This is a genomic window from Shewanella eurypsychrophilus (genome assembly GCF_007004545.3).
GTDB lineage: Bacteria > Pseudomonadota > Gammaproteobacteria > Enterobacterales > Shewanellaceae > Shewanella > Shewanella eurypsychrophilus.
In genome coordinates this window covers 2,730,876-2,754,724 of the sequence record NZ_CP045503.2, presented here as the reverse complement: position 1 = coordinate 2,754,724, position 23,849 = coordinate 2,730,876, and the positions used below count along the sequence as shown (strand labels likewise).

19 protein-coding genes are annotated in these 23,849 nt (G+C 43.7%); 7 read left to right on the top strand and 12 right to left on the bottom strand.

Going from position 1 to position 23,849, the window contains the following annotated elements:
- Position 1: 1 nt before the first annotated feature.
- From ygfM to FM038_RS11560, 9 genes are all read right to left on the bottom strand, one after another.
- Positions 2–796 carry a molybdopterin-dependent oxidoreductase FAD-binding subunit gene (gene ygfM / locus FM038_RS11600; protein WP_142871129.1) on the bottom strand — a complete coding sequence of 265 codons (795 nt, stop codon included), beginning with the start codon at positions 794–796 and terminating at the stop codon, positions 2–4.
- Between the two features lie 417 nt (positions 797–1,213).
- Positions 1,214–1,672, bottom strand: a complete 459-nt coding sequence (gene pyrI, locus FM038_RS11595; RefSeq protein WP_142871220.1) for an aspartate carbamoyltransferase regulatory subunit — start codon at positions 1,670–1,672, stop codon at positions 1,214–1,216.
- A gap of 2 nt (positions 1,673–1,674) precedes the next feature.
- On the bottom strand, positions 1,675–2,604 hold the full coding sequence (gene pyrB, locus FM038_RS11590) for an aspartate carbamoyltransferase (RefSeq protein ID WP_195873261.1): 930 nt from the start codon (positions 2,602–2,604) through the stop codon (positions 1,675–1,677).
- Between the two features lie 165 nt (positions 2,605–2,769).
- Positions 2,770–3,624: an FAD binding domain-containing protein gene (locus tag FM038_RS11585; RefSeq protein ID WP_142871130.1), complete on the bottom strand. Its 855-nt coding sequence runs from the start codon at positions 3,622–3,624 to the stop codon at positions 2,770–2,772.
- The gene (locus FM038_RS11580; protein WP_142871131.1) at positions 3,618–4,097 is read right to left on the bottom strand and encodes a (2Fe-2S)-binding protein; all 480 of its coding nucleotides are present in this window, start codon (positions 4,095–4,097) and stop codon (positions 3,618–3,620) included. Before FM038_RS11580 ends, FM038_RS11585 begins: the two co-directional genes overlap by 7 nt.
- The gene (locus tag FM038_RS11575; protein ID WP_142871132.1) at positions 4,087–6,264 is read right to left on the bottom strand and encodes a xanthine dehydrogenase family protein molybdopterin-binding subunit; all 2,178 of its coding nucleotides are present in this window, start codon (positions 6,262–6,264) and stop codon (positions 4,087–4,089) included. Before FM038_RS11575 ends, FM038_RS11580 begins: the two co-directional genes overlap by 11 nt.
- A 14-nt stretch (positions 6,265–6,278) precedes the next feature.
- On the bottom strand, positions 6,279–7,607 hold the full coding sequence (gene ssnA, locus FM038_RS11570) for a putative aminohydrolase SsnA (protein ID WP_142871133.1): 1,329 nt from the start codon (positions 7,605–7,607) through the stop codon (positions 6,279–6,281).
- Positions 7,608–7,616: 9 nt separating this feature from the next.
- Positions 7,617–10,733 carry a putative selenate reductase subunit YgfK gene (gene ygfK, locus FM038_RS11565; protein WP_142871134.1) on the bottom strand — a complete coding sequence of 1,039 codons (3,117 nt, stop codon included), beginning with the start codon at positions 10,731–10,733 and terminating at the stop codon, positions 7,617–7,619.
- A 396-nt stretch (positions 10,734–11,129) separates the two neighbouring features.
- On the bottom strand, positions 11,130–11,726 hold the full coding sequence (locus FM038_RS11560) for an NTP transferase domain-containing protein (RefSeq protein WP_142871221.1): 597 nt from the start codon (positions 11,724–11,726) through the stop codon (positions 11,130–11,132).
- Positions 11,727–11,843: 117 nt separating this feature from the next.
- On the opposite strand from FM038_RS11560, the gene yqeC reads away from it, so the two are divergent.
- Both yqeC and yqeB read left to right on the top strand, forming a co-directional pair.
- The gene (gene yqeC / locus FM038_RS11555; protein ID WP_142871135.1) at positions 11,844–12,851 is read left to right on the top strand and encodes a selenium cofactor biosynthesis protein YqeC; all 1,008 of its coding nucleotides are present in this window, start codon (positions 11,844–11,846) and stop codon (positions 12,849–12,851) included.
- A gap of 23 nt (positions 12,852–12,874) precedes the next feature.
- Positions 12,875–14,467, top strand: coding sequence for a selenium-dependent molybdenum cofactor biosynthesis protein YqeB (gene yqeB, locus FM038_RS11550; protein WP_195873260.1), 1,593 nt, complete (start codon positions 12,875–12,877; stop codon positions 14,465–14,467).
- Positions 14,468–14,803: 336 nt separating this feature from the next.
- Here yqeB and FM038_RS11545 read toward each other — a convergent pair whose 3' ends face one another.
- Positions 14,804–15,259, bottom strand: coding sequence for a DUF3465 domain-containing protein (locus FM038_RS11545; RefSeq protein ID WP_223293057.1), 456 nt, complete (start codon positions 15,257–15,259; stop codon positions 14,804–14,806).
- A 761-nt stretch (positions 15,260–16,020) separates the two neighbouring features.
- Between FM038_RS11545 and FM038_RS11540 the strand changes: the two genes are divergently transcribed.
- From FM038_RS11540 to FM038_RS11530, 3 genes are all read left to right on the top strand, one after another.
- Complete coding sequence (locus tag FM038_RS11540; protein ID WP_142871137.1) at positions 16,021–16,665, top strand: DUF4386 family protein; 645 nt, start codon at positions 16,021–16,023, stop codon at positions 16,663–16,665.
- 38 nt (positions 16,666–16,703) lie between these two features.
- Complete coding sequence (locus FM038_RS11535) at positions 16,704–17,108, top strand: GFA family protein (RefSeq protein WP_142871138.1); 405 nt, start codon at positions 16,704–16,706, stop codon at positions 17,106–17,108.
- Positions 17,109–17,273: 165 nt separating this feature from the next.
- The gene (locus FM038_RS11530; protein WP_142871139.1) at positions 17,274–18,185 is read left to right on the top strand and encodes a TolB family protein; all 912 of its coding nucleotides are present in this window, start codon (positions 17,274–17,276) and stop codon (positions 18,183–18,185) included.
- 877 nt (positions 18,186–19,062) lie between these two features.
- On the opposite strand, the gene FM038_RS11525 is transcribed toward FM038_RS11530, so the two are convergent.
- Positions 19,063–19,401 carry a cytosolic protein gene (locus tag FM038_RS11525; RefSeq protein WP_142871140.1) on the bottom strand — a complete coding sequence of 113 codons (339 nt, stop codon included), beginning with the start codon at positions 19,399–19,401 and terminating at the stop codon, positions 19,063–19,065.
- Positions 19,402–20,321: 920 nt separating this feature from the next.
- Here FM038_RS11525 and FM038_RS11520 point away from each other — a divergent pair.
- Together FM038_RS11520 and FM038_RS11515 are read left to right on the top strand one after the other, a co-directional pair.
- Entirely contained in the window at positions 20,322–20,648 is a 327-nt protein-coding gene (locus FM038_RS11520; protein WP_142871141.1) for a hypothetical protein, read from the top strand.
- A gap of 123 nt (positions 20,649–20,771) precedes the next feature.
- Positions 20,772–21,242, top strand: coding sequence for a hypothetical protein (locus FM038_RS11515; protein ID WP_142871142.1), 471 nt, complete (start codon positions 20,772–20,774; stop codon positions 21,240–21,242).
- 1,250 nt (positions 21,243–22,492) lie between these two features.
- Here the strand turns inward: FM038_RS11515 and FM038_RS11510 are convergent.
- Positions 22,493–23,731 carry a malic enzyme-like NAD(P)-binding protein gene (locus FM038_RS11510; protein ID WP_142871143.1) on the bottom strand — a complete coding sequence of 413 codons (1,239 nt, stop codon included), beginning with the start codon at positions 23,729–23,731 and terminating at the stop codon, positions 22,493–22,495.
- Positions 23,732–23,849 lie beyond the last annotated feature (118 nt).

Sequence of the window (23,849 nt, the reverse complement as noted above, 5' to 3'; positions counted from 1 at the left end):
ATTAACACTCCTTTTGAATGCGTTTACACTCAGTCAGTAGATCTGAGATGACAATACTGGCGATATAACGCTTGTATTCTGCGCTGCCCTTAATATCAGACTCAGGCATAATCATGGATCTCACCGCTTGCTCTAGTGCATCACCTTCAAGATCTTGGTTCTCTAAGTCACGTAAGCGAATGGGTGTAGGTATGCCATGTTTGAAGGGAGAGACACCATCTAGAACAATAATTTTTTCACCTTTACTGCTTAGGGAAACGGCAGCATGTACAATGCTCAAGCCTGCAGCCGAACGTGTAATGTTGTAAGAAAGGCAGGTTAAATTAGGATCGGGGATCACCACTTCCATAATGAGTTCACGCTGTTCAGAGGCGATATAATCTTCCACCAAGATTTCACCAGACTCTGCCAGTATCAACTTTGCATTCATGGCGATTAATGTTGGTAAAAGAAGAGATTCAGCTTGATATGCTGCAATTTCACCTCCAAGAGTCGCTTGATTACGCATATGTTTTGAGTAGATAAATTTAGCTGCAAACTGCAATGCTGTCGGCACTAACTCATGTTCAACTAAGGTTTGCACGCGGCACATTGCACCAATGTGTAATCCAGTACTACGGCTTTCAATACTATTAGTTCCAAGGGATGCAAGGGAGATAGCGATGGTTTTATCTGTCTTGGTTGGCATTGCATTCAATTTAGAACCACCTGCAAACCAAGTCGCATTATTGCTGTGCAAGCGCATCAGCTTCATCGCTTCTGATGTTGAATCTGGTTTTAAGAATTGCTGAATCATATTTTGACCTTTCCTATTTATTGCTAATTTCTTTATATAAAAAAATTCAAATGAACTAGCTATTAATGATTAAAGAGCAATATGTACGCCAAGAGAGGTAGGTCAGTTTTTTTTGAATACGAAGTGTGATCAAGCGCAAGAAGTTGGATAAATAGATAAGTTTACAGCAGGTTATAAGGGGGATATGGTGCGGTTAGCCTTTTTCAGTTATATCAATATTGTTTAAAATAAACTCTCATCAAAAATATTGTGCTCAAAAAACTATCATATTAATAAAAACTATCACTTTGATAGATATCATCATCAAACCTTAGCTATTGATATTGATAGTTACTTATTTAGCATAAGCCAAATTTTTAGACATAAAAAAACGGTGCAGCCAAGAGCTACACCGCTTTATCACTCGCATTAGAAAACTTAATCTAGCTCAGTGAATAGCCCCTTATCGAAGGCCTTCTCACAATAGTGGCACTTCAACTTAGTACGATGTGCTCTAGTCGTCAGATTAAAGCGACTATCAACAGGCTCATTATGACTGATACAGTTACTGTTAGGACATGAGAATACACCAGCAATCTGCTGGGGTAGCTCTACCTTAAACTTGTTAACCACTTCGAAGTTTTCAATCACATTAATGGTTGCTTTCGGTGCAAACAGGGCTAACTGATTGCCTTGCTCTTTATTAAAAGTCAGGCCTTCAATTTTAATAAGATCTTTATTGGCACCATCGTGACTGGGTAAGTTTAGCCCCACTGTGATGCGCTGTGACTCACTGGAAAGATCAAAAAATTTGAGTATCTTAATCCCCTGCCCAGCAGAGATATGATCGATAACAGTACCAGACTGAATTGCTTCAACTTGCAAATGCTTTTTCATCATCAAACTCCAAACTCATCGGTCATCACAAGCGCCAGTAGCGCCTGTCTTGCATAAACGCCATTCTCAGCCTGCTGGAAATAGTAGGCATAAGGAGTGCGATCGACATCTGTCGTGATCTCATCCACACGCGGGAGTGGGTGCAGCACTTTGAGATTAGATTTAACCCCAGTTAGCATCTGTGCATTAAGAATAAAGCTAGATTTCATATGCTGATATTCAGTCTCATCGAAACGCTCTTTTTGGACTCGTGTCATGTAGATGATATCGAGTGAACCGATGACGGTATCTAGATCATCATGAAGATGAAACTTAACTCCTTTTTCTTTTAGCTCATCGATGATGTAATCAGGCATAGACAAGGCTTGGGGAGCAACGAAATGAAATTCACAATCAAACAGAGATAGCGCCTGCGTCAACGAATGCACGGTGCGGCCATATTTTAGATCACCGACAAAGGCAACCTGTAGCTTCTCTAAACTTCCCTGAGTCTCATAAATACTGAACAGATCGAGTAATGTTTGCGTCGGGTGTTGATTTGAACCATCACCGCCATTGATCACTGGCACTGACGAGAACTCACTGGCAAGGCGTGCAGCCCCCTCTTGATGATGGCGCATAAAAAAAGCGTCACAGTAAGAGGAGATCACTTGTACTGAATCAGCAAGGGTTTCCCCTTTTTTGCCTAAAGAGGTGTTACCACTATCAGGGAAACCTATGATACTGCCACCCAGGCGATTAACTGCCGTTTCAAAAGATAGACGTGTACGGGTTGACGCTTCAAAGAAGCAGCTCGCAATAACCTTGTTTTTGAGTAATTCTGGATGAGGTGACTGTTTTAAACTTTGAGCGGTAGCAACAATTAATTCAAGCTCACTGCGGGATAGATCAGGTATTGAGATTATATTTTTATTGTAGAGAGGATTGTGCATTTTGTAGGTCCTAATCCGATGATAAATCGGAAAAGAATTATACCCTTTCCGATCAAATGAGTATAGGTGTACTCGGCGTTAAATCGATATAAAATCACGGCCCAGATCAAGTAATTTTGCTAAAATATCAACAAAATTACTCTCTAGGCTATCGCGATGAATCACTTACCCATCGCTGAGTTCTGTTAACCACTTTTCCAGTAGTTTTAGTGACGTCCTTAATCTGTACGTTGCCGTCGAACGTTGATCGCTTAACGGACTAATTTTAGCTTTATATGCCTCAATGATTGATTGGATATTATGATGTTGCTTAAGCCAGGCAACAGGTTTACCTATCAGCAATGATTCAATCTGTTGATCACGAACCACAGTAGGCCCAACCGCACCAAATGCGACTCGCCAATCACTTAGCAGACCATTTTGAATATTGGCAGCCCCAACGATAGAGACCTTTGTCAGCGCATTGGCACAGCGCGTTCCCACTTTACGATAGAAAGTGTGGCTAAACTCAGTTTTAGGTATCACTAACTGAGTCAGGAGATCACTTGATGTAAGCTGCGTAATCCCCGGCCCTTTGATAAATTGTTCAATGGGAAAGGTGATTTTACCATTGACTGAGCTGACCACTACCTGAGTATCGAGTAAGTATAAGATGGGCAAGGTATCTGCTGCCGGCGACGCATTACATACATTGCCTCCCATCGTCGCGCAATTTCGCACTCCAGGGGCCGCAACCTGTAAAATACTGTCGCGCAGCAGCTTAGGAACACGATGATCATTTTCAAGTTCCGTGAGGCTCAATCCTGCTCCGACAGTGATGGTCTTGCTGTTATCAGACAGGGTTTTAAGTTCATCGATGGCATCGATAAACAACATGGCACTGGGCTCTCCTTTGAAAGAGCGGCAGACAGGTTTATCACCAACCATGATGTCAGTACCACCTGCAAATATTGCCACATCACCTCTGGCTAAATATTCCACCGCTTGCGCCGTTGTCTCTGGCCGATATGCAATTACCATAACCCTTCTCCTTGCTCGATAGCGATGTTAACCGCATCGACAATCATGCCGTAGCCCGTGCATCGACAAAGGTTACCTGAGATCCCCACACGGATTTCATGTTCCGTTATTTGGGTCACATCCGGGCTATTTACTAGCACCTGATAAAGCGCTAACACCATGCCTGGTGTACAAAATCCACACTGGACACCTTTAGCTGTCAGTAGCGCATCAATTAAGCAGCGCCCCCTCGGTGTCTCCCTCAATCCCTCAAGCGTAAGCACTTGTGCGCCATCAACCTGGGCAATAGGAAACAAACACGTATTAACCAGCTTGCCATTAACAATGGCAGAGCAGGCGCCGCACTCACCTTCACCGCAGCCCTCCTTGGTTGCCTTAAGCCCTATCACATCGCGCAGCGTCGTCAGCAGCGGCTGCAATGGGTCAACATTAAGACTGCGCGCTTGGCCATTGAGCGTAAAATCAATCTTCATTCTTGCCTCCACTTTCGTCACCATTTTCGCAGCCATAGAGCAGTTCGCTGATCAGCTCAGGAGTCACCGGAATCGATGAAATGTTTACGCCAATGGCTGATTCTACCGCCGCAACATACGCCGCAGCACCGCCATTATGGGTAAGCTCGCCACCGCCTTTTGCGCCTTGAGGACCGAATTCATAAGGGTTTTCGACCAGTGAGCTAACGATCTTTGGCACATCAAGCGACGTAGGGATCACATAATCTGCCATACTTTTTTGAGCAAACGTTCCTTGCTCATTCAGTTCTAGCTTTTCACTGCTCCCATAACCAATGGCTTGCACTAAACCACCGTCTATTTGGCCTTGAAATACCAGAGCATCAATGGCATGACCTACGTCATAAACAGCCCATAGCCCCAAAATTTCACTTTGACATGTGACAAGATCTAACTCTATCTCAACCACATTGATGCCATAACTCGTGGCCTGATAGGCATTGCCCTGATAGGTTTGCTGATCCCAGTGATGATAATCAGGTTTCTTATAAACCTGCTCAAAACGCTGCTCTACACCTTCAATCCAGTTCTCTTTGAGTTCCTTAGCGGCATTTTCCAGAAGGTAACCCACGATAAGAATCGAGCGTGAAGCCACTGTGGGCCCCGAATCTGGCACCTTGTCAGTATCGGGCCTTGCCTGGTGAACGCGATCCAAAGGAATATCTAAGGTCTCAGCAACGATTTTACAAAAGGTCAGGCTTAGTCCCTGTCCAATATCGGTATTTGACGCTAGAATCTCGACATTACCTTGAGGGTCCTTAACGATAGCGACTTTCGCTTTCACTAAAATATCTTCTAGATCGCCGGCAAATCCACAGCCATGTTGGAACACAGCAAGACCAATACCCCGGCGTTTACCGAATTTATCGTCACTCATTTGTACCTGTGCCGCGTAACTCTTAACTTTTTCATGATAATCGCTAAGCTCATCGGCACGTGTCATCATCTGATCGAGTACCATATCGCCATAGATCTCTGCACCGGTAAGCGTCTTAGACTGGCTGGTAAGAAAGTGCGCTTGCTTAAAGGCTGCGGGATCTTGACCCGTCTCTTTAGCCACATGGCTTAAGTGGGTTTCGATGGCAAAACAGGTTTGCGGCGCACCAAAACCTCTAAACGCACCATTAGGTACTGTATTGGTTGCCCAGGCGGTGCCGCTGACCCTCACATTAGGAATGTCATACACATTGGTGCAAGTGGTTAACGAACGCTGTAGCACGATGCCAGATAAACTAAAGTAACCGCCTGAGTTAATATCTAACTTCAGATCCATTGCGACAATTTTTCCATCTTTATCGACACCGGTGCGATAGTTAAACTCAACCGGATGGCGTTTCGATGTAAAGGCGATATCTTCTGTACGATTAAAAATGAGTCTGATGGGCAACTGTAAATGCTCTACAGCAACCGCTAATGGCCCGGCTAACACATCAGGGAAATCCTCTTTACCACCAAAGCCACCCCCCGTTGTGCATTGAATCGCTCTCACCTTGTCATGACCGAGTACATGGCTCATACAGTGATGCACATACCAAGGGCATTGCATCGAACCTTCGATAACAATTTTCCCCTCTTTGGGATAACCAATCACACCTTGGGTTTCCAGATAAAGATGCTCTTGATAGCTGGTTGAACAAGAGTCTTCGATAATGGTCACAGCCTCAGCAAACCCTTTATCGATGTCCCCCTTGATTAACTCATGATGATCAAACTGATTATCGGAACCACAGATAGGACCGTCTTTCATTGCTTGGGATTGAGAGATAGTAAAGGCGGGAGTGGAGCTGATGTAGGTGATTTTTATCTGTTTAATGAGATCCTCTAAGACCTCAGGATCTGGACCAACCAAGAGATAGACCACTTGGCCTATATAGCGAACTTCTTTATCTGCAAATGCAGGCCAATCATTTTCAACAATTGGTAGCTCATTTTTACCTGGGACATCACTTGCACTAAAGAGATGGTACCCAGGAGGAAATGTGGGGAGCTGAACATCATCAATCACGCCGCGAGAACATGAGGAGCGGTAAAACCGCCCCTCCAATTGTCCTTCGAAATGGCGATCGGCGACATACTCTGCGACTCCACAAGCTTCAGCTTGTTTGAATTGCGTATTTACCGTGACCATAATTTTGTCTCAGTTTAGCTAAGTTTATCCATATTGCGCCACACTCTGGCCGCAACCTTTTGAGCTTCTGCATAGATTGGTGCAACATCAAAAGGAAACGCTCTGTCTTCATAGACAAAGTTACCCTCTACCATCACACTATTAACATTGCCGGCATTCATACCAAAAGCCACATGACCAGCTAGATTGTCAGCAACAAACGGGGTTGGGCTCATATAATCTAAAATAGTCAAATCGGCCTTATTACCCGCCTCTAATCGACCAAATTTCGCACCAAAGTTTCTCGCTAGAATCTCATTACCGTTCCACAAGCTCTTAAGGAAGCTATCAGGCCATAACGGCCCACCTGCATCTCTGTGCTTGAAATAGGCAAATTTAAGCTCTTCAAGCATGTCAGCACCGATACCGTCGGTACCGAGTGCGACGTTTTTGAAGCGAGAAAGCTTATGGTTATATCCCACATTGTTATTCATATTTGAACGCGCATTGTGAACAAGGAAACCATTCTTGGCATTCAATATATCTACATCACGGTCTGATAAAAACAGGCCATGTGCTAGTAAGGTCTTGTCATTGATAAGCCCAAAGGTATCTAAGCGCTCGACAATATCCTGACCATAAAGATGATGGCTATGACTGACATCATAAAGATCTTCGGCAACATGAATATGGACACCACGGCCAGTACACTTAACTGCTTCGCTCATCATAGCCAAGCCTTCATTACTGACCGTAAAGGGTGCGTGCGCCCCAATATGTGCTTCGACTAAGTAAGGCTCATTGCCAGCTTTCTTGGCTGAATCAATCAGGTTCGCGAAGTTGATGTTTTCTTCAACGCCCTTTCGCATCTCCTCAATGCCACCATTGCGGTCTGTCGTTTCATAACACGTCATACCACGCAGACCCGCCTTTAAGAAACCACTGCGCAATGTCTTGAGTGAGCCACCGATAAAGTTTGGCGATGCATGATGATCGATGACCGATGAACAACCGCTTTTTATCGCTTCCAATGAACAGATTAGCCCGCTGTAATATACCGCCTCTTCATCGAGCGCCATATCCATCTTCCACCAGAGATTTTTAAGTATTGAGATAAAATCTGGACTTGGCTTAATGTCGGCCATAATGCCTCGAGCAAGGCCCGAGTAAAAATGGTTATGTGAGCAGACAATACCTGGCATCACTAACTTGCCCTTCATGTCTTTCACAGTAGCGTCTGGATACTTGACCGATAGGTTATCGCCGACCTCTTTTATCACGGTGCCATCGATAACGATATCGACACTCTCCCTGATGAAGCCAGGTTCAAATTGAACCCCTGTTGCATTTTTAAGTAAAATCATTTGAAACTCCTATAGTTCAACATGACCAAGAAGGTAGCTGTGATGCTTGACGACATAGTTAATCATCTTGGCTTCATCATTGAGTAACTCAGGCAGTTCGATTACACCCTTACTGCTGAGTTGCGCTGTATATATCTCATCCGCTTTTCTCACCAAGACCTTGCTACCCTCGACATAAAATCCGGAATTTTTACTGTTCTTAAAATCATCGGCAAGGTTGTAAATAGTGAACTTGTCTTGATATGGCTTGCCCTGCCATGGACAGAACTGCGCGCAGTTACCACATTCATTACAGTAGGCATCGATATGGAGCACCTGAAGCTGATCTTTAAAGCCTGGAATAGGCAATGAAATATTGGCGCGGTTTGGACATACATCAACACACTTGCTGCAGACATATGAGCACTCTAGGCAACGTTTTGCTTCTTGCTCAACAAAGGCATCTTTATCATCTGCACTGCTAACCAGCTGCACTTGAATTTCACCCTTGCGACTGTAAATTTCTTTCACATCGACATTCGAGTTCACATGAAGCTGATCTTCGTCGATGGCAACCTTGGTAAGAATTGAAGAAGCGGCTTTTCTTCCACCGGATATAGCTGCAACAATTGAAGATGGGCCGGTATTGGCATCACCAATCAGGTAAACGTTCTCTATGCCTGTTTCACCCGTCTCTTTTGAAACGATAGGCCAGCCATCTTTCCCCATAGGGATCCCGATATTACTGAGTACTTCGCAGTTGCTTTGCTCACCCACTGCGGTGATCAATGCATCAATATCAAGCTCGACAGTTTTATCTGTCGGTACCGGACGACGGCGACCCTTAGCATCCTTCTCGCCTAACTCCATCACACGTGCGATTAACTTACCCGTACTGTGGAATGCTTCAGGATTGGTGAGGAACATAAATTCAACCCCATCTTCAACCGCTTCCTCATACTCCTCTTTGTAGGCTGGCATTTCAGCAAGAGTACGACGGTAAAGTACCGTCACTTTATTAACACCGTTAACTTTCAATGCAGCGCGAGCACTGTCCATTGCAGTATTACCGGCACCGACAACAGCCACATGCTTACCTAATGGTGCATCAGCGTCGTTAAAATCACCTTGGTTAAACTGAGATAAGAACTCGAGCGACTTATGGATGTTGGTGTTATCACCATCTAGCTTGATTGGATTGCCTTTATTAGCACCAATACCTAAACAGATATACTTAAAACCACTATCATTGAGAATGGCTAATGTTAAGTTTGCATCACAACCGTATTCAATATTGACACCGTGTGAAGTAACAAATTTAATATCATGCTCAATCACTTCGGCTGGAATTCTGAAATGTGGAATAATGTTCTTAACCACACCACCTGCATTCGCTTCTTTCTCAAAAATAGTGACAGGATGACCCGCTTTAGCCATAAAGTAGGCAGCCGATAGACCAGCAGGCCCCGCACCAAGTACTGCGACTGGATGCTTATTGACATCGAGAACAGGCTGATGCCACTTAGCTTTATAATCATCCCAACCTTTATCCAGCGCGACCTTCTTCATCTCGCGGATCTTAAGCGCCCCTTCATAGTCTCGACGGGTACAGTTGTACTGACATTGGTGATCACAGATATGACCTGTGATAGAAGGTAATGCATTGCGTGAATAGATTAGCTCTAGCGCTTCAGTATATTTTTTATCACCCATAAGGCGAATATACTCAGGAATATCCTGACTGATTGGACAGGCAGTCACACAAGGCGCGACTGAACAATCAGAGATTGGTAGTGCTTCTTCTACGGTGATATCTTCAGGTCCACGCCACTCTTTCTGGGTATAATCAGCGACTAGAGACTTGGCAGCTAGGGCTTCAAGTTTGACGAGATCAACCTTGTCCATATCCCATGCATCACTCTTCTCAAGTGCGATAGCACAATCAGCCAATCTCAAATATCCACCAGGTTTGAGCAGATCTGTCGCCATGGTAATTGGACGGATCCCCGTTTCAAAGATCTCTTGAATGTTGAACTTACTGGCACCACCTGAATAAGAGATAGGCAGCTCACCGTCAAACTCACGTGACAGTTCGAGGGCGACATTAACCGATAGTGGGAATAGCGCACGGCCAGACATGTACATCTCTTTATCAGGCAAACGACCTTTCTTATTGAGTGTACCTAGCGTGTTAGTTAACTTAACGCCAAAACCAATCCCTTTCTCAGCGCCCAATGCCCTCAAGCGATGTAACATGGCTTTGGCTGCTGGAAGCTGAAGGTCATGACTGAATGACTCTTCACTCAAGACAATATGCGTGAAGCCTGAATTATCTAAGATGTCGCGTACACGCTTAAAACCTAAAAGCGTTGGATTTAGCTTAACAAACGTATTGATCTGCTTATCTTCGATCATGTACTGACAGATCTTTTCAATCTCAGTTGGCGGACAACCGTGCATCGTTGACAGTGTCACCCCCTGAGTCAAGTGAGGTGAAACTTTTTCACACAAATGCTTGATACGCATGATAGGCAGTTCGATACCAAACTTTTGCGTAAAATCACCTTGAGAAATAAACCCTTCTAACTCAGAAAGATAACGTTTAAAGTTTTCATGTTTACTGGCATCAAGCATATCATCAATATATTTCTGCATGGGCGCAGTTTGAATGCCGGCAAGGTCATAACCCACACTCATATTGAACACAAATGAGCGATCGCCGCCATTAACTATTGGCTGAAAAACTTCCTCTAAAAGGTGCAGCGCAATCCAAGCCTTTAAATACTCATCATATGCTTTGACTAAGGTGAATTCAGTGGACCACTCTGTGTTGTAACACTCATCTTCTGCATCGATACAAGGCTTAGCGATTTCTAAGGTATCAAGCTTCTGAACCGTTTTTAGCTCCATAAAGCGGCCACCAGCCAACCATGAGCAGATAATATTTTGTGCTAGCTGAGTATGTGGACCTGCGGCTGGACCTACTGGGGTTTCACAGTTTTCTCCCCACACATCTAGGTTTTTACCGGCTTGCTTCTTATAAAACTGTTTCGCGGGAATACCGAAAATTGAACCATTCTCGCTGTACTCGCTAAACATGCGGGTAAGTAGCTCGTTAAATGGAACGGGACGCATGATATCACTCATAAAAAAACTCCTGATACTCTATTTTTTGTTATTAAGAGACCAAACATTTCGTCAAGCAATGTGACGGCTCTAACTGTTAAAAAAGTGGAATAGAACAAATTCATTACGTCTTAAGGGGCAACTAATGAGCCAAGCTTTTAAAACTGACTTTCCATTAGATAAATTCGTGATCTAGCTCAAACTATTGGGTGGGTTACTCGGATAAAGACAGATATCAGGCTGTGAAGAGACAGTGAAATGAAAATCACTCTCAACTTAGAAAGATGGGGTTATCAGATACTTGGTATCAAATTAAGAATATTTATCAAATTGATAGAAGGCGCTATTAGAAAGATAGTTTAGTCAGCTTGATGATGTGAAACCTAGCGCCTAGATAAATAGATGTAATATAGGAAGTTACTGTGCATTGGCTAACAGCTGCTGATAGGCCTCTGGCGTATCAACATCGAAAAACAGCGCCTCGTCGGTAAGATTAAGATATCTCACATTTGCCTTGGTTAAAATTCGACGTAAATTACCTGTCTGCTCACTGTGAAGTATAGAGGGGATCATGATTTTAGGAATGAGCACAGGATGTCCAGTTTGTTTCTCACATCCTGGGAACAGACTATAAAGACCACGTTGCTGCCAGCAATAACGGTACAGCTCGGCAGTAAGACACGGCATATCACCGTGAGCGATAAAAAAGTGCTCACTTTGAACCTGAGCGATCCCCACCTTGATAGAGCTTAGCATTCCCAAGCGATAACCTTCGTTGACTGTCACTGTCACCCCAGAATGCTGCTTATATCGCTCGATAAGCTCATCACTACGATACCCAGCAACTAAAATCACTCTTGAACAAAATTTAAGTGCATTTTCAATGCTTTTATCAAGAATGGTTTGATTTTGATATGCTAACATCATTTTCCACTCCCCCATTCGAGAAGAGAGGCCCGCTGCAGGCATAACACAATCTATCTGTTTTGCTGCATTCATCTCACTAGTTGGCATCAATCTTGTTCCTCTATTAATAACCCAAACGGTTAAGCATCTCGAGACCAGGGAAAAATGCTCAGTCTCTAAAAGAGTTAAGCCGGTAATCATACATAAAGCGGAGGCAAATACTTTATGCTGCTTGACTATTTACTGCAACCAAATCAATTACAACAAAAGCGGTTGCTCAAAAAGTCGCAACCAGTGAACCTTAAGTCTGTCACTGACTGCCAATTGATCGCATTAGTAGGCGGTGGAGGCAAAACCACTTGTGCCTTCACGCTTGCACAGCAAGCTAAAAGTAAAGGCCTACGAGTACTCATCACCACAAGCACAAAAATGTACTTACCTGATCCCTCTTTATGCGACGGGTTTATCGATACATCCGCTATCACTAAGGAAAACCGTGATAATGATAGTTACGACTATCATATTGAGAGCGCTGATAGTGGATCGCTTGTACTGGAACAAGGAGTAGACCCTCTTTCTGCTAGCCGCCTTAATGATACAGATCACAGTTTAAACACAGATAACTCAATTAATCTCACCATGGGTCAACACGCGTTGCCAAGTGCTAGGCAGCTTCATCCTACTGGTCTGCTTATTTTTGCTTACCATGGTTTAGTAAACAGCTGTGATCCTCAACAAAAAACCAAGGTAAACGGCTTATCTAAGCATGAGATATCTTCTATAAAAGCATCTGGTCAGTTTGATATCATTTTTGTTGAAGCTGATGGCGCTAGACGTCTACCCATCAAAGCCCCTTCTAGGCATGAGCCTTGCATTCCATCTGATGTTGATATTGTTATCGCTGTGACTGGCTGTGAAGTCATTAGTCAGCCTATCTCAGCTGAGCTTATTCATCGTTGGAACGAGTTTACACAAGTTACTGGGTGCAAGGCTGGAGATGTAATGGATCAACAAATTTTGGGGCGGCTGATTGCTCACCCTGACGGCATGTTCAAGCAGGTGCCCGCCGATTGTCGGCGGATATGGTTGATCAACAAGTTAGATTTAACCAGTAACTACGACGACATCAAAAGCCTCTCGAGTGATTTGTTAGCTCGCAATGGCTCACTCGATGGAGTCTGCTTAGCCAGTATGCAGTCAGCAGCGCCCATTTTCGATCTGCAGTTACGTTAGACAAGCTTATACAAGGTTCAACTATGAATATTTTTGCACAAGCAGCGCAACTAGAATCACAAAATATCCCATTCGCAATGGCCAACATCTTAGAGACCTCAGGTTCAGCTCCTCGTCACCAAGGACAGATGATCATAAAATCCGATGGTAAAATTATCGGTACCGTCGGCGGCGGCATGATAGAACGCTTTGTCATAGAGCAAGCCATTGAAGCCATCGCCCTGCGAGCGCCTAGAGTCGTTAAGGGTCGCATGACACGTTCAGGACCCGATTCCATGGGGATGGATTGTGGTGGCACCATGTCAGTCCATATTGATGTATTCGGCCTTCGCCCTGCCCTCATATTAGTAGGAGCAGGCCATGTTAACCGTGCAGTCGCTCAAGCGGGTCACGTACTGGGTTTTGATATCACTGTGGCCGATGCATACGCTGATAGCTTGGCGGAAGGTAACTTCCCAGAGGGCACCAAGTTAGTCCTTGGTGACACAATGGAAGATGCTATCGATCAACTCAGCATCACTGAAAAATCTTTTGTCGTCATTGCCACCAACCACCAAGATAAAGATGCAATATCAAAAATCGTTCAACAAGACGCACAATATATCGGCTTAATGGCCAGTAAACGGAAAGTGCAGACCCTGTTTAATCACCTAAGAAAAATAGGCATTTCTGACAGGAAGATTGAGGGTGTTTACTCCCCTGTTGGGTTTAGCATAGGCGCAGAAACGCCTGAAGAGATAGCCATCAGTGTGATGGGTGAAGTCTTAAAAGTAAAAAATGCAGCCGCTGGTGGCTTAATGAAAGATGACAGCCGCATAAACCAGAAAAAGCTGGTCATGATCAGAGGTGCAGGTGATATAGCCACCGGCGTCGCGATACGTCTGCATAATGCAGGCTTTAAAGTGGTATTAACTGAAACGGCAAAACCAACAGTGATCCGCCGCAGCGTCTCCTTCGCTCAGTGCCTTTTTGATGGCAATGTCACTGTTGAGGGGATCACAGCCAGTAAAGCAACCTGCTGCAGCACCATTCATGACATACTCGATCAAGGCATGATCCCAGTACTTGCAGACGAAGAGTGCTGCAACGCTGACAAACTTCACCCTAGATTTGTCGTAGATGCCATTTTAGCGAAACGTAACTTAGGCACCACAAAAGACCTCGCCCCCCACACTATCGCACTCGGTCCTGGATTTATGGCCGGTGTCGATTGCCATGCTGTTATCGAAACCAACCGAGGTCATGATTTAGGCCGGATAATCTATAACGGAGAAACCACGCCTAATACCGGTATTCCAGGCAATATTGCTGGCTTTACCCATCAGCGAGTACTGCGCGCGCCCAATGCCGGTGTCATGCGTTGTCATGTAAAACTGGGAGACATAGTCAAAGAAGGCGATCTTATCGCTCAAATAGGCAATACCCCAGTCAATGCCCCGCTTGCTGGCATGGTCCGAGGCTTGCTCAATGAAGGTCTAGAGGTCACCGAAGGATTTAAGATTGGCGATATAGACCCAAGAGGCGATGAAGCCGACTACCTTACCGTATCAGATAAGGCCCGCGCTATTGGAGGCAGCGTGCTCGAGGCGATGCTGCACTTAGATGCAAATAGTTAACTACTTGCCAGATAGCAACTTATAAGTATCTTTTGTGTAAGTTCATAAAGCGAGATAGGTACTTTGTTGGCTTGATGAATAACAATACTTCAGCTTTACCTATAGCCTGCGGCTCGCTGAATGTGTAAAAACTTCTGTGGGTCGCTGCGAGTACCTCCCTGTAAGCTCTGCGGTTTCATCCTTGAAACCGAAGCCCACAGCCGCATTCACACCAGTTCCCTCAAAGCAGCCTCTTTGATTTGAGGGAACTGGTTTCATAGCGCTTTGGAGCCGGAGTCTAGTGGCTTCAATAAGTAAATTTTGAGGCTTTTCTTTGAAACTGTTCGTCTACAAAGGCTATTGATAAAGGCGGCCATTATGTTTTAGCCAGCCGTGAACATGCCGCCCCTGCGGGTCTTTATGTGTCCAATGAACGACGCCGCCTTTTTTACTCCACTCATACTCACCATTGAACTGCACAATATCGCCGACATTCAGAGCTTGAACTCTGGGCGCAAGATCGATGTTATGTGACACTAAAATGGTCTGCTTGATCTTCAGTTTAAGAATAAACTTTTGATGTTTAGAGCCTTGGGTGTCATCTGGCAGTAACCTAATAACAGTGCCACTACCATTGACTTGTACATCACTGTGCTTTGATTCAAAAGCATTAGCTATAACAGCATCATTTGCAAAACTTGGCACCGCTACCAATGCCATTAATAGGCTGAGGCTGACTAAAATCCTTTTCATCACTTTCTCCTGCTTGTCGTTTACTTCTTCCATTGTGTAGCTCACTATTTTATTGAGCATTCACCGCGCCCAGCAACCTATGTTATACCTCCAACCAAAATTTGCTAGCCTTGGAATGAAGACTGGTTACATTTTCTGATTTAGCTTCTAGCTGAGTTAGTATTGGGTAGTGAGTTTTAACTTTTACCTCCATGGTTACCTATCGCTTGCAGCGGGCTTTTATGCAGATGCTGCCGCGAAACGCCGTGAACACTTCCATGTGGGCTCTGCGATTTCATCCCTGAAATCGAAGCTCGCAGCCGCACCTACACTTAGGTTTTCACAAGCAGTCCATCTCTTCAGTTTAGGTTTATGGCTAGGCTTCGTGACACGTTTCTGCCCCAAAGTTTGCTAGCCTTCGAATGAAGACTGGTTACATTTTCTGATTTATATTCTGGCTTAGTTCATGTTGGGTTGCGTTTGAAAGTCGTACCTTTCATTGTAACCTAACGCTTCCCAGCGGGGGCTATGCAGATGCTTCTGCGAAACGCCGCAAGCACTTCCTTGTGGGCTCGGCGTTGGCATCTGACCTATATGGATATAGGGAATGCCGAAAAATGTCGGGAACATTTTTGGCCATGCCATCAACGTCCGCAGCTGCATCTACACGGGGTTATTTCTTTCTTCGATTTGGGTTTTATTGATAAGTCTAAGTTTGAATTGGTAACACGTTAATAAGATGGTACGCCCCAATACGTGTTAGCTTGAGAAATTAGGTACCCTGAGAACAGCCAATATAGCCTTATACTTTCTGTTCATTCAAATAACAAGGAGTTTATATTTTGAATAAATTGCAAAAATTAGGAGGTGTTTCCGCTATTTTTGAAGCCATTATTTACGTATCTGCGTTTGTATTCTTTGGTGCGTTCTGGAACTTCCCTGCCGATGCTGATTCTGTACAAATGTTTGCTTTTCTAGCTAAAAATCAGGTCATTCTGTCCATAGTAAATCTCATTATGTATGTGCTCTTTGGTATTTTTTTGGCTGTATTAGTGCTGGCGCTTAATGAACGTTTGAAAAGCAAAACCCCAATCCTTTCACAAATCGCCTCTATATTTGGTGTTGTTTGGGTGGGCTTAGTCATTGCTAGTGGAATGATTGCAAATATAGGTTTATCTGCTGTTTTGGAACTATCAACTAAAGACCCAGAACAAGCTATGACAGTCTGGCGAGCTATTTACTCAGTAGTTGAAGGTTTAGGTGGTGGGAACGAAGTTGTTGGAGGGCTATGGGTTCTATTGTTAAGTTTTGCCGCTTTAAAAGGTGATGAGCTTTCTAAAAGACTTAACTACTTTGGGCTTTTCGTTGGCATTGTTGGCATTCTCACCGTTTATCCTGCTGAAGTGCTTACAGAAATTTTTGGTGTAAGCCAAATTGTATGGTTTTCTTGGTTGGGAGCAGTCATGCTCGCAAGTAGTAAAAGCTAACAAGCCAACAAACAGGACAAAAACCATAAGGGACTTTAATGGCAATAACAGGTGAGTGTTTCTGCGGAGCAGCTAAATACCGTATTGACGGAAAACTTCATGATGCGAGGTCATGCCATTGCTCTCGTTGTCGTAAAGCATTTAGCGCTCAAGCATCGGCTTATGCAATCGTTGAGTCTAAAGCGTTTAACTGGATATCCGGTGAAAAGTTCTTAACTTCGTTTGTAGGTGAGCATGGATTCGGTCTTCAATTTTGTAGTAAATGTGGCTCAACCCTCAGTGGCATTTATAAAGGAGTAGTGCACGGCGTTACTCTTGGGTGTGTAAATGGAGATCCTGATATTAAACTTGGTAAACACATTTATGTTGGATCAAAAGCATCCTGGGAAGTTATTGCTGAAGGAGTTCCACAATATGATGAAGCTCCTCCTGAAAATGCCTAAAAAGAGCATTCCAGCGGAACAAAATCATCTAGAAAGTCTCTAGGATGTCAGGTATTTTGAAGCTGATTTGCTTAAACTGACCTCTGGTTCAATCACAATTGAGCTTTAGAACAATAGAGAGCGACTTCAATATGGAAGTTAAACAATCAAAATAAGGAGAAAATTATGAAGCGTGTTAACACTGCAATTGTCCTACTGTTTTCAGTTCTAGCGATGAGCAACACGAGTTACAGCCAAGATAATATCCCCATCCCAGAGGGTCCCTACCTAGGTCAAACACCACCAGGAGCAATTCCTGAGGTTTTTGCGCCCGGTATTGTTAATAGAGAGGGTTCTACTGATCTTGAGGGCATGTTCGGATCGGACATGAATACCTTTTACTTCGTTAGAGAAGGCGAAGAATATGCCGGCGTAGTTAAAGTTGGAGAATTTAAAGGAGATGAAGTTTCCTATGGGCTGGCAGTCATTGAATATAAAAATAATAAATGGCAGCATTCGGTTGTTGCAAAGGCAGCGAGCGAACCATCCATCTCTCCCGATGGAAATACCATTTTATTCAAAAATGGATATATAGAACGCACAAGCGACGGTTGGTCAGAGATGAAAAGTCTTGGTGAGCCTTTCGCAAGTATCAGCATTATGCGATCTGCTATTTCCTCGAACGGAACCATTTATTTTGATACCTATACCAAAGAGCTGGATACACCTCTGCGCTATTCGCGTTTGGTTGACGGCAAATATGAGACGCCGAAATCACTGGGCCCTCAGTTTGGCATCGGCAGATATAATGCTCACCCCTACATTGCACCGGATGAAAGCTACATTGTCTTTGATAGCGTAAGAGAAGACGGATATGGCCGCTCTGATCTCTACATCAGCTTTCGGAAGGCGGATGGCGCATGGGGGCCTGCCATCAACTTGGGAGACAAGATAAATACCGAAGCCTCTGAAAAAAACCCAAGTGTGTCACCCGATGGCAAATTTCTTTTCTTTGATCGTCGGATACAACGCGGAAATGCAGATGTGACTATCTACTGGGTGGATGCTCAGATTATTGAGACGCTCCGACCAAAATAGCAAACCATTTAACGAGCTACTCAGCGAGCAAGACTCGCTGAAGATAAAGGGGTTGTAACGAATTAGTGCTTCCGAATAAACCAAGATACTTTTTCTAATCAACTTCAACCCAAGCATAATATCACCACGAAGCGCTACGCTTCCACGAAGAACACGGAGGGAAAGATTGAGCTAAAAGTTGAGAGTTGCAAAGACTTTAGCTGTTGCCTTTCTCCGTGCCCTCGTGTTCAATAACGTCCGTGTTTAACAGCCAGTTCGGCTCCCTGCCTCTCGTTCATTGCTGATGACTACGTCATATTCACCGTGGTGAATCGTTTTGTTCAGTTTTTAAATATCTTTTGAGTTAGGCCGGTGGTCTAGCTTATTTATGCCCAAAGTTAGTTAGCCTTCGAATGAAGACTTATTACATTGTCGTTGATACTTCCGTCTTTCCGGCAGAGCTTTTGAGCCGGAATCCAGCACTTGTTGGATGGTTTGTTTGAAGGTCGTACCTTCAATGTAACCAAACGCCTGTCCGGCGAGGAATGTGCGCTCTTTACTTTGAGAAGGTTCTGCGAGACGCTGGCTCTTGATTTCATTAGAGTCTTCCCTATACGCTCTGCGGCTTCATCCTTGAAGCCGAAGTCCGCAGCTGCATCTACACGGGGTTATTTCTTTCTACATTTTGGATTTTATTGGTAAGTCTAAGTTTGAATTGCTAACACGTTTATGCCCCATTCCTTGCTAGGGATACAGCTCGCCAGTTAACCGCAGCATTGCTTTTATTATTGAAGCTAGGATCCGGCTCCATTCGATTCGCACCCTGTTAATAAACGAAACGCTTGCGGATGAACGGCTAGGGATGCCAATTCGCTGATTTCAACTTACTGAATAATTTTCAGTCCATTCGGGTAATAAAGGTTTGCTCGTTATCCACAAAAGCCACAAAGCCGCCGTGATAGATAAACACCCGACCACGCCCCTCTACTAGGCAGGCAAGCTGTGGGTTCAAATCATCTTCGTTATCCTGACTTTGAAAAGTGCCGGTATCGGTGATTACGCCGCTGAGTGTAGGCAAATATCCATAAGTACGCTTGGCTTGATCAATCAGGTTCAATTCGCTGGCGGTAGAGAAGCAAAAGGGAATCTCACCGGCTTCTTCGATAAATATAGTTTTCAGTTCTTCAAAAGCTGTAATCACAAGCCAGTCGATGCCGTTAGCATGATGGATAAACATAGAGTTTCTCGTTAATTCTGATGCGGAGATTTTATCACTATCAGAGGAGAACGTAGTAGTGATTTAGTTTCTAAAGCCGGTAATTCTGTACCATTACCGGACATTCACTAGGCCAACTTGAAACACGTTTTGCCCCAAAGTTAGTTAGCCTTCAAATGAAGGCTTATTACATTGTCGTTGATACTTCCGTCTTTCCGGCAGAGCTTTTGAGCCGGAATCCAGCATTTGTTGGACTGTGTCTTTGAAAGTCGTACTTTCATGGCAACCTAACGCTTCCCAGCGGGGGCTATGTAGATACTTCTGCGAAACGCCGCAAGCACATCCCTGTGGACTCTGCCAAATCCTCCCTGATTTGGAAGCTCGCAGCCGTATCAACACTGAGGTTTTCACAAGCAGACTATCTCTTCAGTTTAGGTTTAATGCCAGGCTTCGTAACTCACTTATGCCCCAAAATGTGTTGGTAGGAACAACTAGGCGATCCAGATCCAGTCAACATAGTCTTACTTTTTCTAATCTATTTTGACCGTTTGACTTGCCGCCCCACAGACTGATTGCCTATACAGGTATAACTGATTTGCTTAAAATTGAGATGATTTTGGCGTCAAAGGATGCGCAAAATGAGCTTTCTACGCATCGATAATTTTGTAACATTTGAGAAAACCTATACATATCAATCTACTGAGAAATGTTAAAAAGTGTTGTACCAACCTCGTAAACAAAGACGCATTCTTTCTTCAGCAGTATTTTGTGCATTATTTACCTATTCACCAAAAATATTCGATTTACAACAAAGACTTAGCGATGGTATCTTTGGAGTGTTAATTGAGCAGCCAAGAACGTTATCGTGCTGCTATTGAATAAGACTGCTAAGTCGCAGATCGCTCATGTTAGTGGGAGCACTAGTCGCAAGGGAAAGTATAATGATGCTAAAGATATGGCCGTTGATACTAGTAATTGGTTTAAATGTATTCATTTTGGCTTTATCTATGATCGCCGAGGTAATCAATCCAAGTATTTGTTGGACGCCAAGGTTTGGAGGTCTTTTAGTGGGGCTGGCAGTATTTATGCAGGGCTATCTGCAAGCTAATCCTAAAAAGTATAATACTTTACTCTCAAACCAGACTACGGTCAGGCAATGGCTTCACCATGCAATATACGTAGCATCGATTCTAGGCACTATTATGTGGGCTTTCGGTGATCTATTTGGTAGTTTCTTGTGGTTGTCAAATAGTAGCTGTGTTGTTTAATTGCGTTCAACAAGCGCTTTAAGTCGGAACAAAAACGGTTGGCTTTGTTTCGTTCCTCAACAAGTATAGACAGCCATTTTTGTCTGCTTAAGCAGGCGTTAACTTCAAAAGAGAGAACACATATTGAGCACTGAAGCATTCGAAATAGCACAGGCTATACTCCTGTCTTTAGGTGGAGGAGGCGTAATCATATTCGCTCTATCAAGCTTCCTTGGAAAAATGTGGGCGCAACGTATATTGCAGTGTGAAAAATCTGAGCATGACAAAGAACTCTCTGAATTTAAAAGTCAGCTAGACACGTTGGTGCAGAAACGGTCGTTAAACTATCAGCATAAAATAGAATTATATAAAGTAACAACAGCACCACTGGTCGAGTTTACTTCATTAATTACTACATCAGGACTCACCAAAGATCACTTGATTGAATTTGATCGGCAGAGATTGCATATTGTTGCCCAATTATCCTTATTTGCACCTCAAAATGTATTTGATGCATTTAATGATACGGTAGATTATTTGTATGATGCTTTAGAGCAGGATAATTACTCGTTCTCTGAGTTTCGCATTAAAGTCTTAAAGTTTTTTCTGAAATGAGAAAGGATATTGGCATATACGACGATGAAATTTCATACAATGGGCACAGATAAAGTTATTTACAGGCCCACTGTCACGTTTTGTGCTGCGCACAAAAAGCGCCAGTTTTCTCCGGCCCATTCTAAAGGCGTTATCGCATATCCGTTCACCATACTTTGTGATATGAAAAGACTTATTTTAGTGAATTAGGGGTTTGTAAAAAATGAAAAATGTCAGTGCCCTGGGTAAACCATCAATAGTTTTCTCGTTTATATGCCTATTTTTGTTAGTTTTCATACTCTTTGATTTTTATCAAGTAACTACTCACGGACGCACGATAATGCTTAGGGGAGCTGATTATATCTATTACGACAGTGATTTTTTGAGCATGTCTAACGTATTGTTTTTTATGTCAGTTGGTTTGAAGTTACTTATGTTTCCTATCGCGTTTTATTATTTGCTTTACTGCTTTAAAATGTGTGTGTTGTCTAAAAAGTAGTTTCAGAATTTAACTCCGAAGTGCGGTACTCTCCAATATATTTGTTTCCTCTGAACCGTATCCACCTTACTTTTTCTAATCCAGTGGGGGCATGTTAGAGTTAATATTCTAACGCATTCCTGTCCAGAAACGAGTTACTGACCTACTCTCCAATCGAAGAAATGAATAACCTGATGTAGATGCGGCAGTGGGCTTCGGTTTCAAGGATGAAACCGCAGAGCGGCCAGGGATGGCTTTACAGCGTCCCACTGAAGTATCTACATGTGAGCCTGCTGCAGGCAATAGATAACAATGAAGTTATGTTTACCTGAAAATAATCCAATACAAAGTTAGCCTAATGAAACCAATTAAATGGATATTTAAGTAACTTGTGATCCGACAAGTCATCACATTTTTGTCCAGAAGTTAGTTACGAGCCCTAAATCCAATCGAAGAAATTAATAACCCGATGTAGATGCGGCGGTGGGCTTCCAAAACATGGATGTTTTGGTAGAGCTTACAGGGACTGTACTTGCAGCGACCCACTGAAGTAGCTACATGTGAGGTCACTCATTCACATCCTTGTGATCGTGACATTCGTAAATCCATTTACAGCACCTGCTGCAGGCAATAAACAACAATGAAGCTTTGGTACTCAGCAAACTAACCAAGTAAGAAACTAGCCCAATGAACCCTACCAAAAGCTACTTGAAACTTGCTAGCAGGCAAGTGGCTGAGCTATGACTCAGATATAGTACTTAGCTTTAGTACTTAGAGCACATAGCTTTAGCACTTAAACATAGTGATCTGGCATTGGCAGTGCAGCCACTCCTGTGTCAACGGCAGCTTGTGCAACGGCTTTAGCCACCCTGTTGCACAGTCTAGGATCCATAGGGCGAGGAATTATATAGTCGCGGCTAAAGCTTAAGGCACTTTCACCACTGGCTTGTAACACACTTTGTGGTACAGGCTCTTTTGCCAGTGTGCGTATTGCGTCAACCGCTGCGAGTTTCATCTCATTATTTATTTTGCACGCTCGTACATCTAACGCGCCCCTAAAGATAAATGGAAAGCAGAGCACATTATTGACCTGATTTGGATAATCAGAGCGACCCGTTGCCATAATCAGATCGTTTCTGACTGAGTGAGCAAGCTCTGGCTTTATCTCAGGATCCGGATTAGAACAGGCAAATACTATCGGTCGTTCGGCCATTTTGGATAACTGCTCTGCAGAGAGTAAATTAGGACCAGATACACCAATGAATACATCCGCTTCCTCTATGGCATCATCAAGGGTACGTTTATCGGTATTGTTGGCAAACAAGGTTTTGTACTCATTGAGATCGGTGCGACGAGTATGCACGACCCCTTTAGTATCAAGCATGTAGATTTTCTCACGCTTAGCACCACATTGGATAAGAAGCTCCATACAAGCAATCGCTGCAGCCCCTGCACCTAAACAGACGATATCCGCATGGGTGATATCTTTATCTTGAATGTCTAATGCATTAAGCAAGGCCGCCGCGGTGACTATGGCGGTGCCATGTTGATCGTCATGAAATATCGGAATATTACAGCGCTCTTGTAGCGCTTTTTCAATGACAAAACAATCCGGAGCTTTAATATCCTCAAGATTGATCCCACCAAAGGTGTCTGCAATGCTTGCTACGGTATTGATAAATTCATCACAGGTATCATGAGTCACTTCGATATCAAATGAATCAATATTGGCGAATCGTTTAAAGAGCAGTGCTTTGCCCTCCATCACAGGCTTTGATGCCATAGGCCCTAAGTTACCTAAACCCAGTACTGCACTGCCATTGGATATCACAGCAACACTGTTACCTTTGCCTGTGTATTTATAGACATTCTCTTGATCTTCGGCTATTTCCCTACAAGGCTCTGCAACCCCAGGACTGTATGCCAGAGACAGATCATCACTTGTCTCTGCCTTGGTAGTAATTTCGACCGCTATTTTTCCTGGCGTGGGGTACGCGTGGTAATCCAGCGCGCGTTGTTTTAAGTTGCTCATAAGTGACCCTTGGATAAATATATTTTTGTAGACTGAAGTGCAGATAGCAATGCTCCAAATCTTGGGGAAAAGCGCTTTTTATCTGAAACGGGAGCTGTAATTGAATCTCTATATTGTC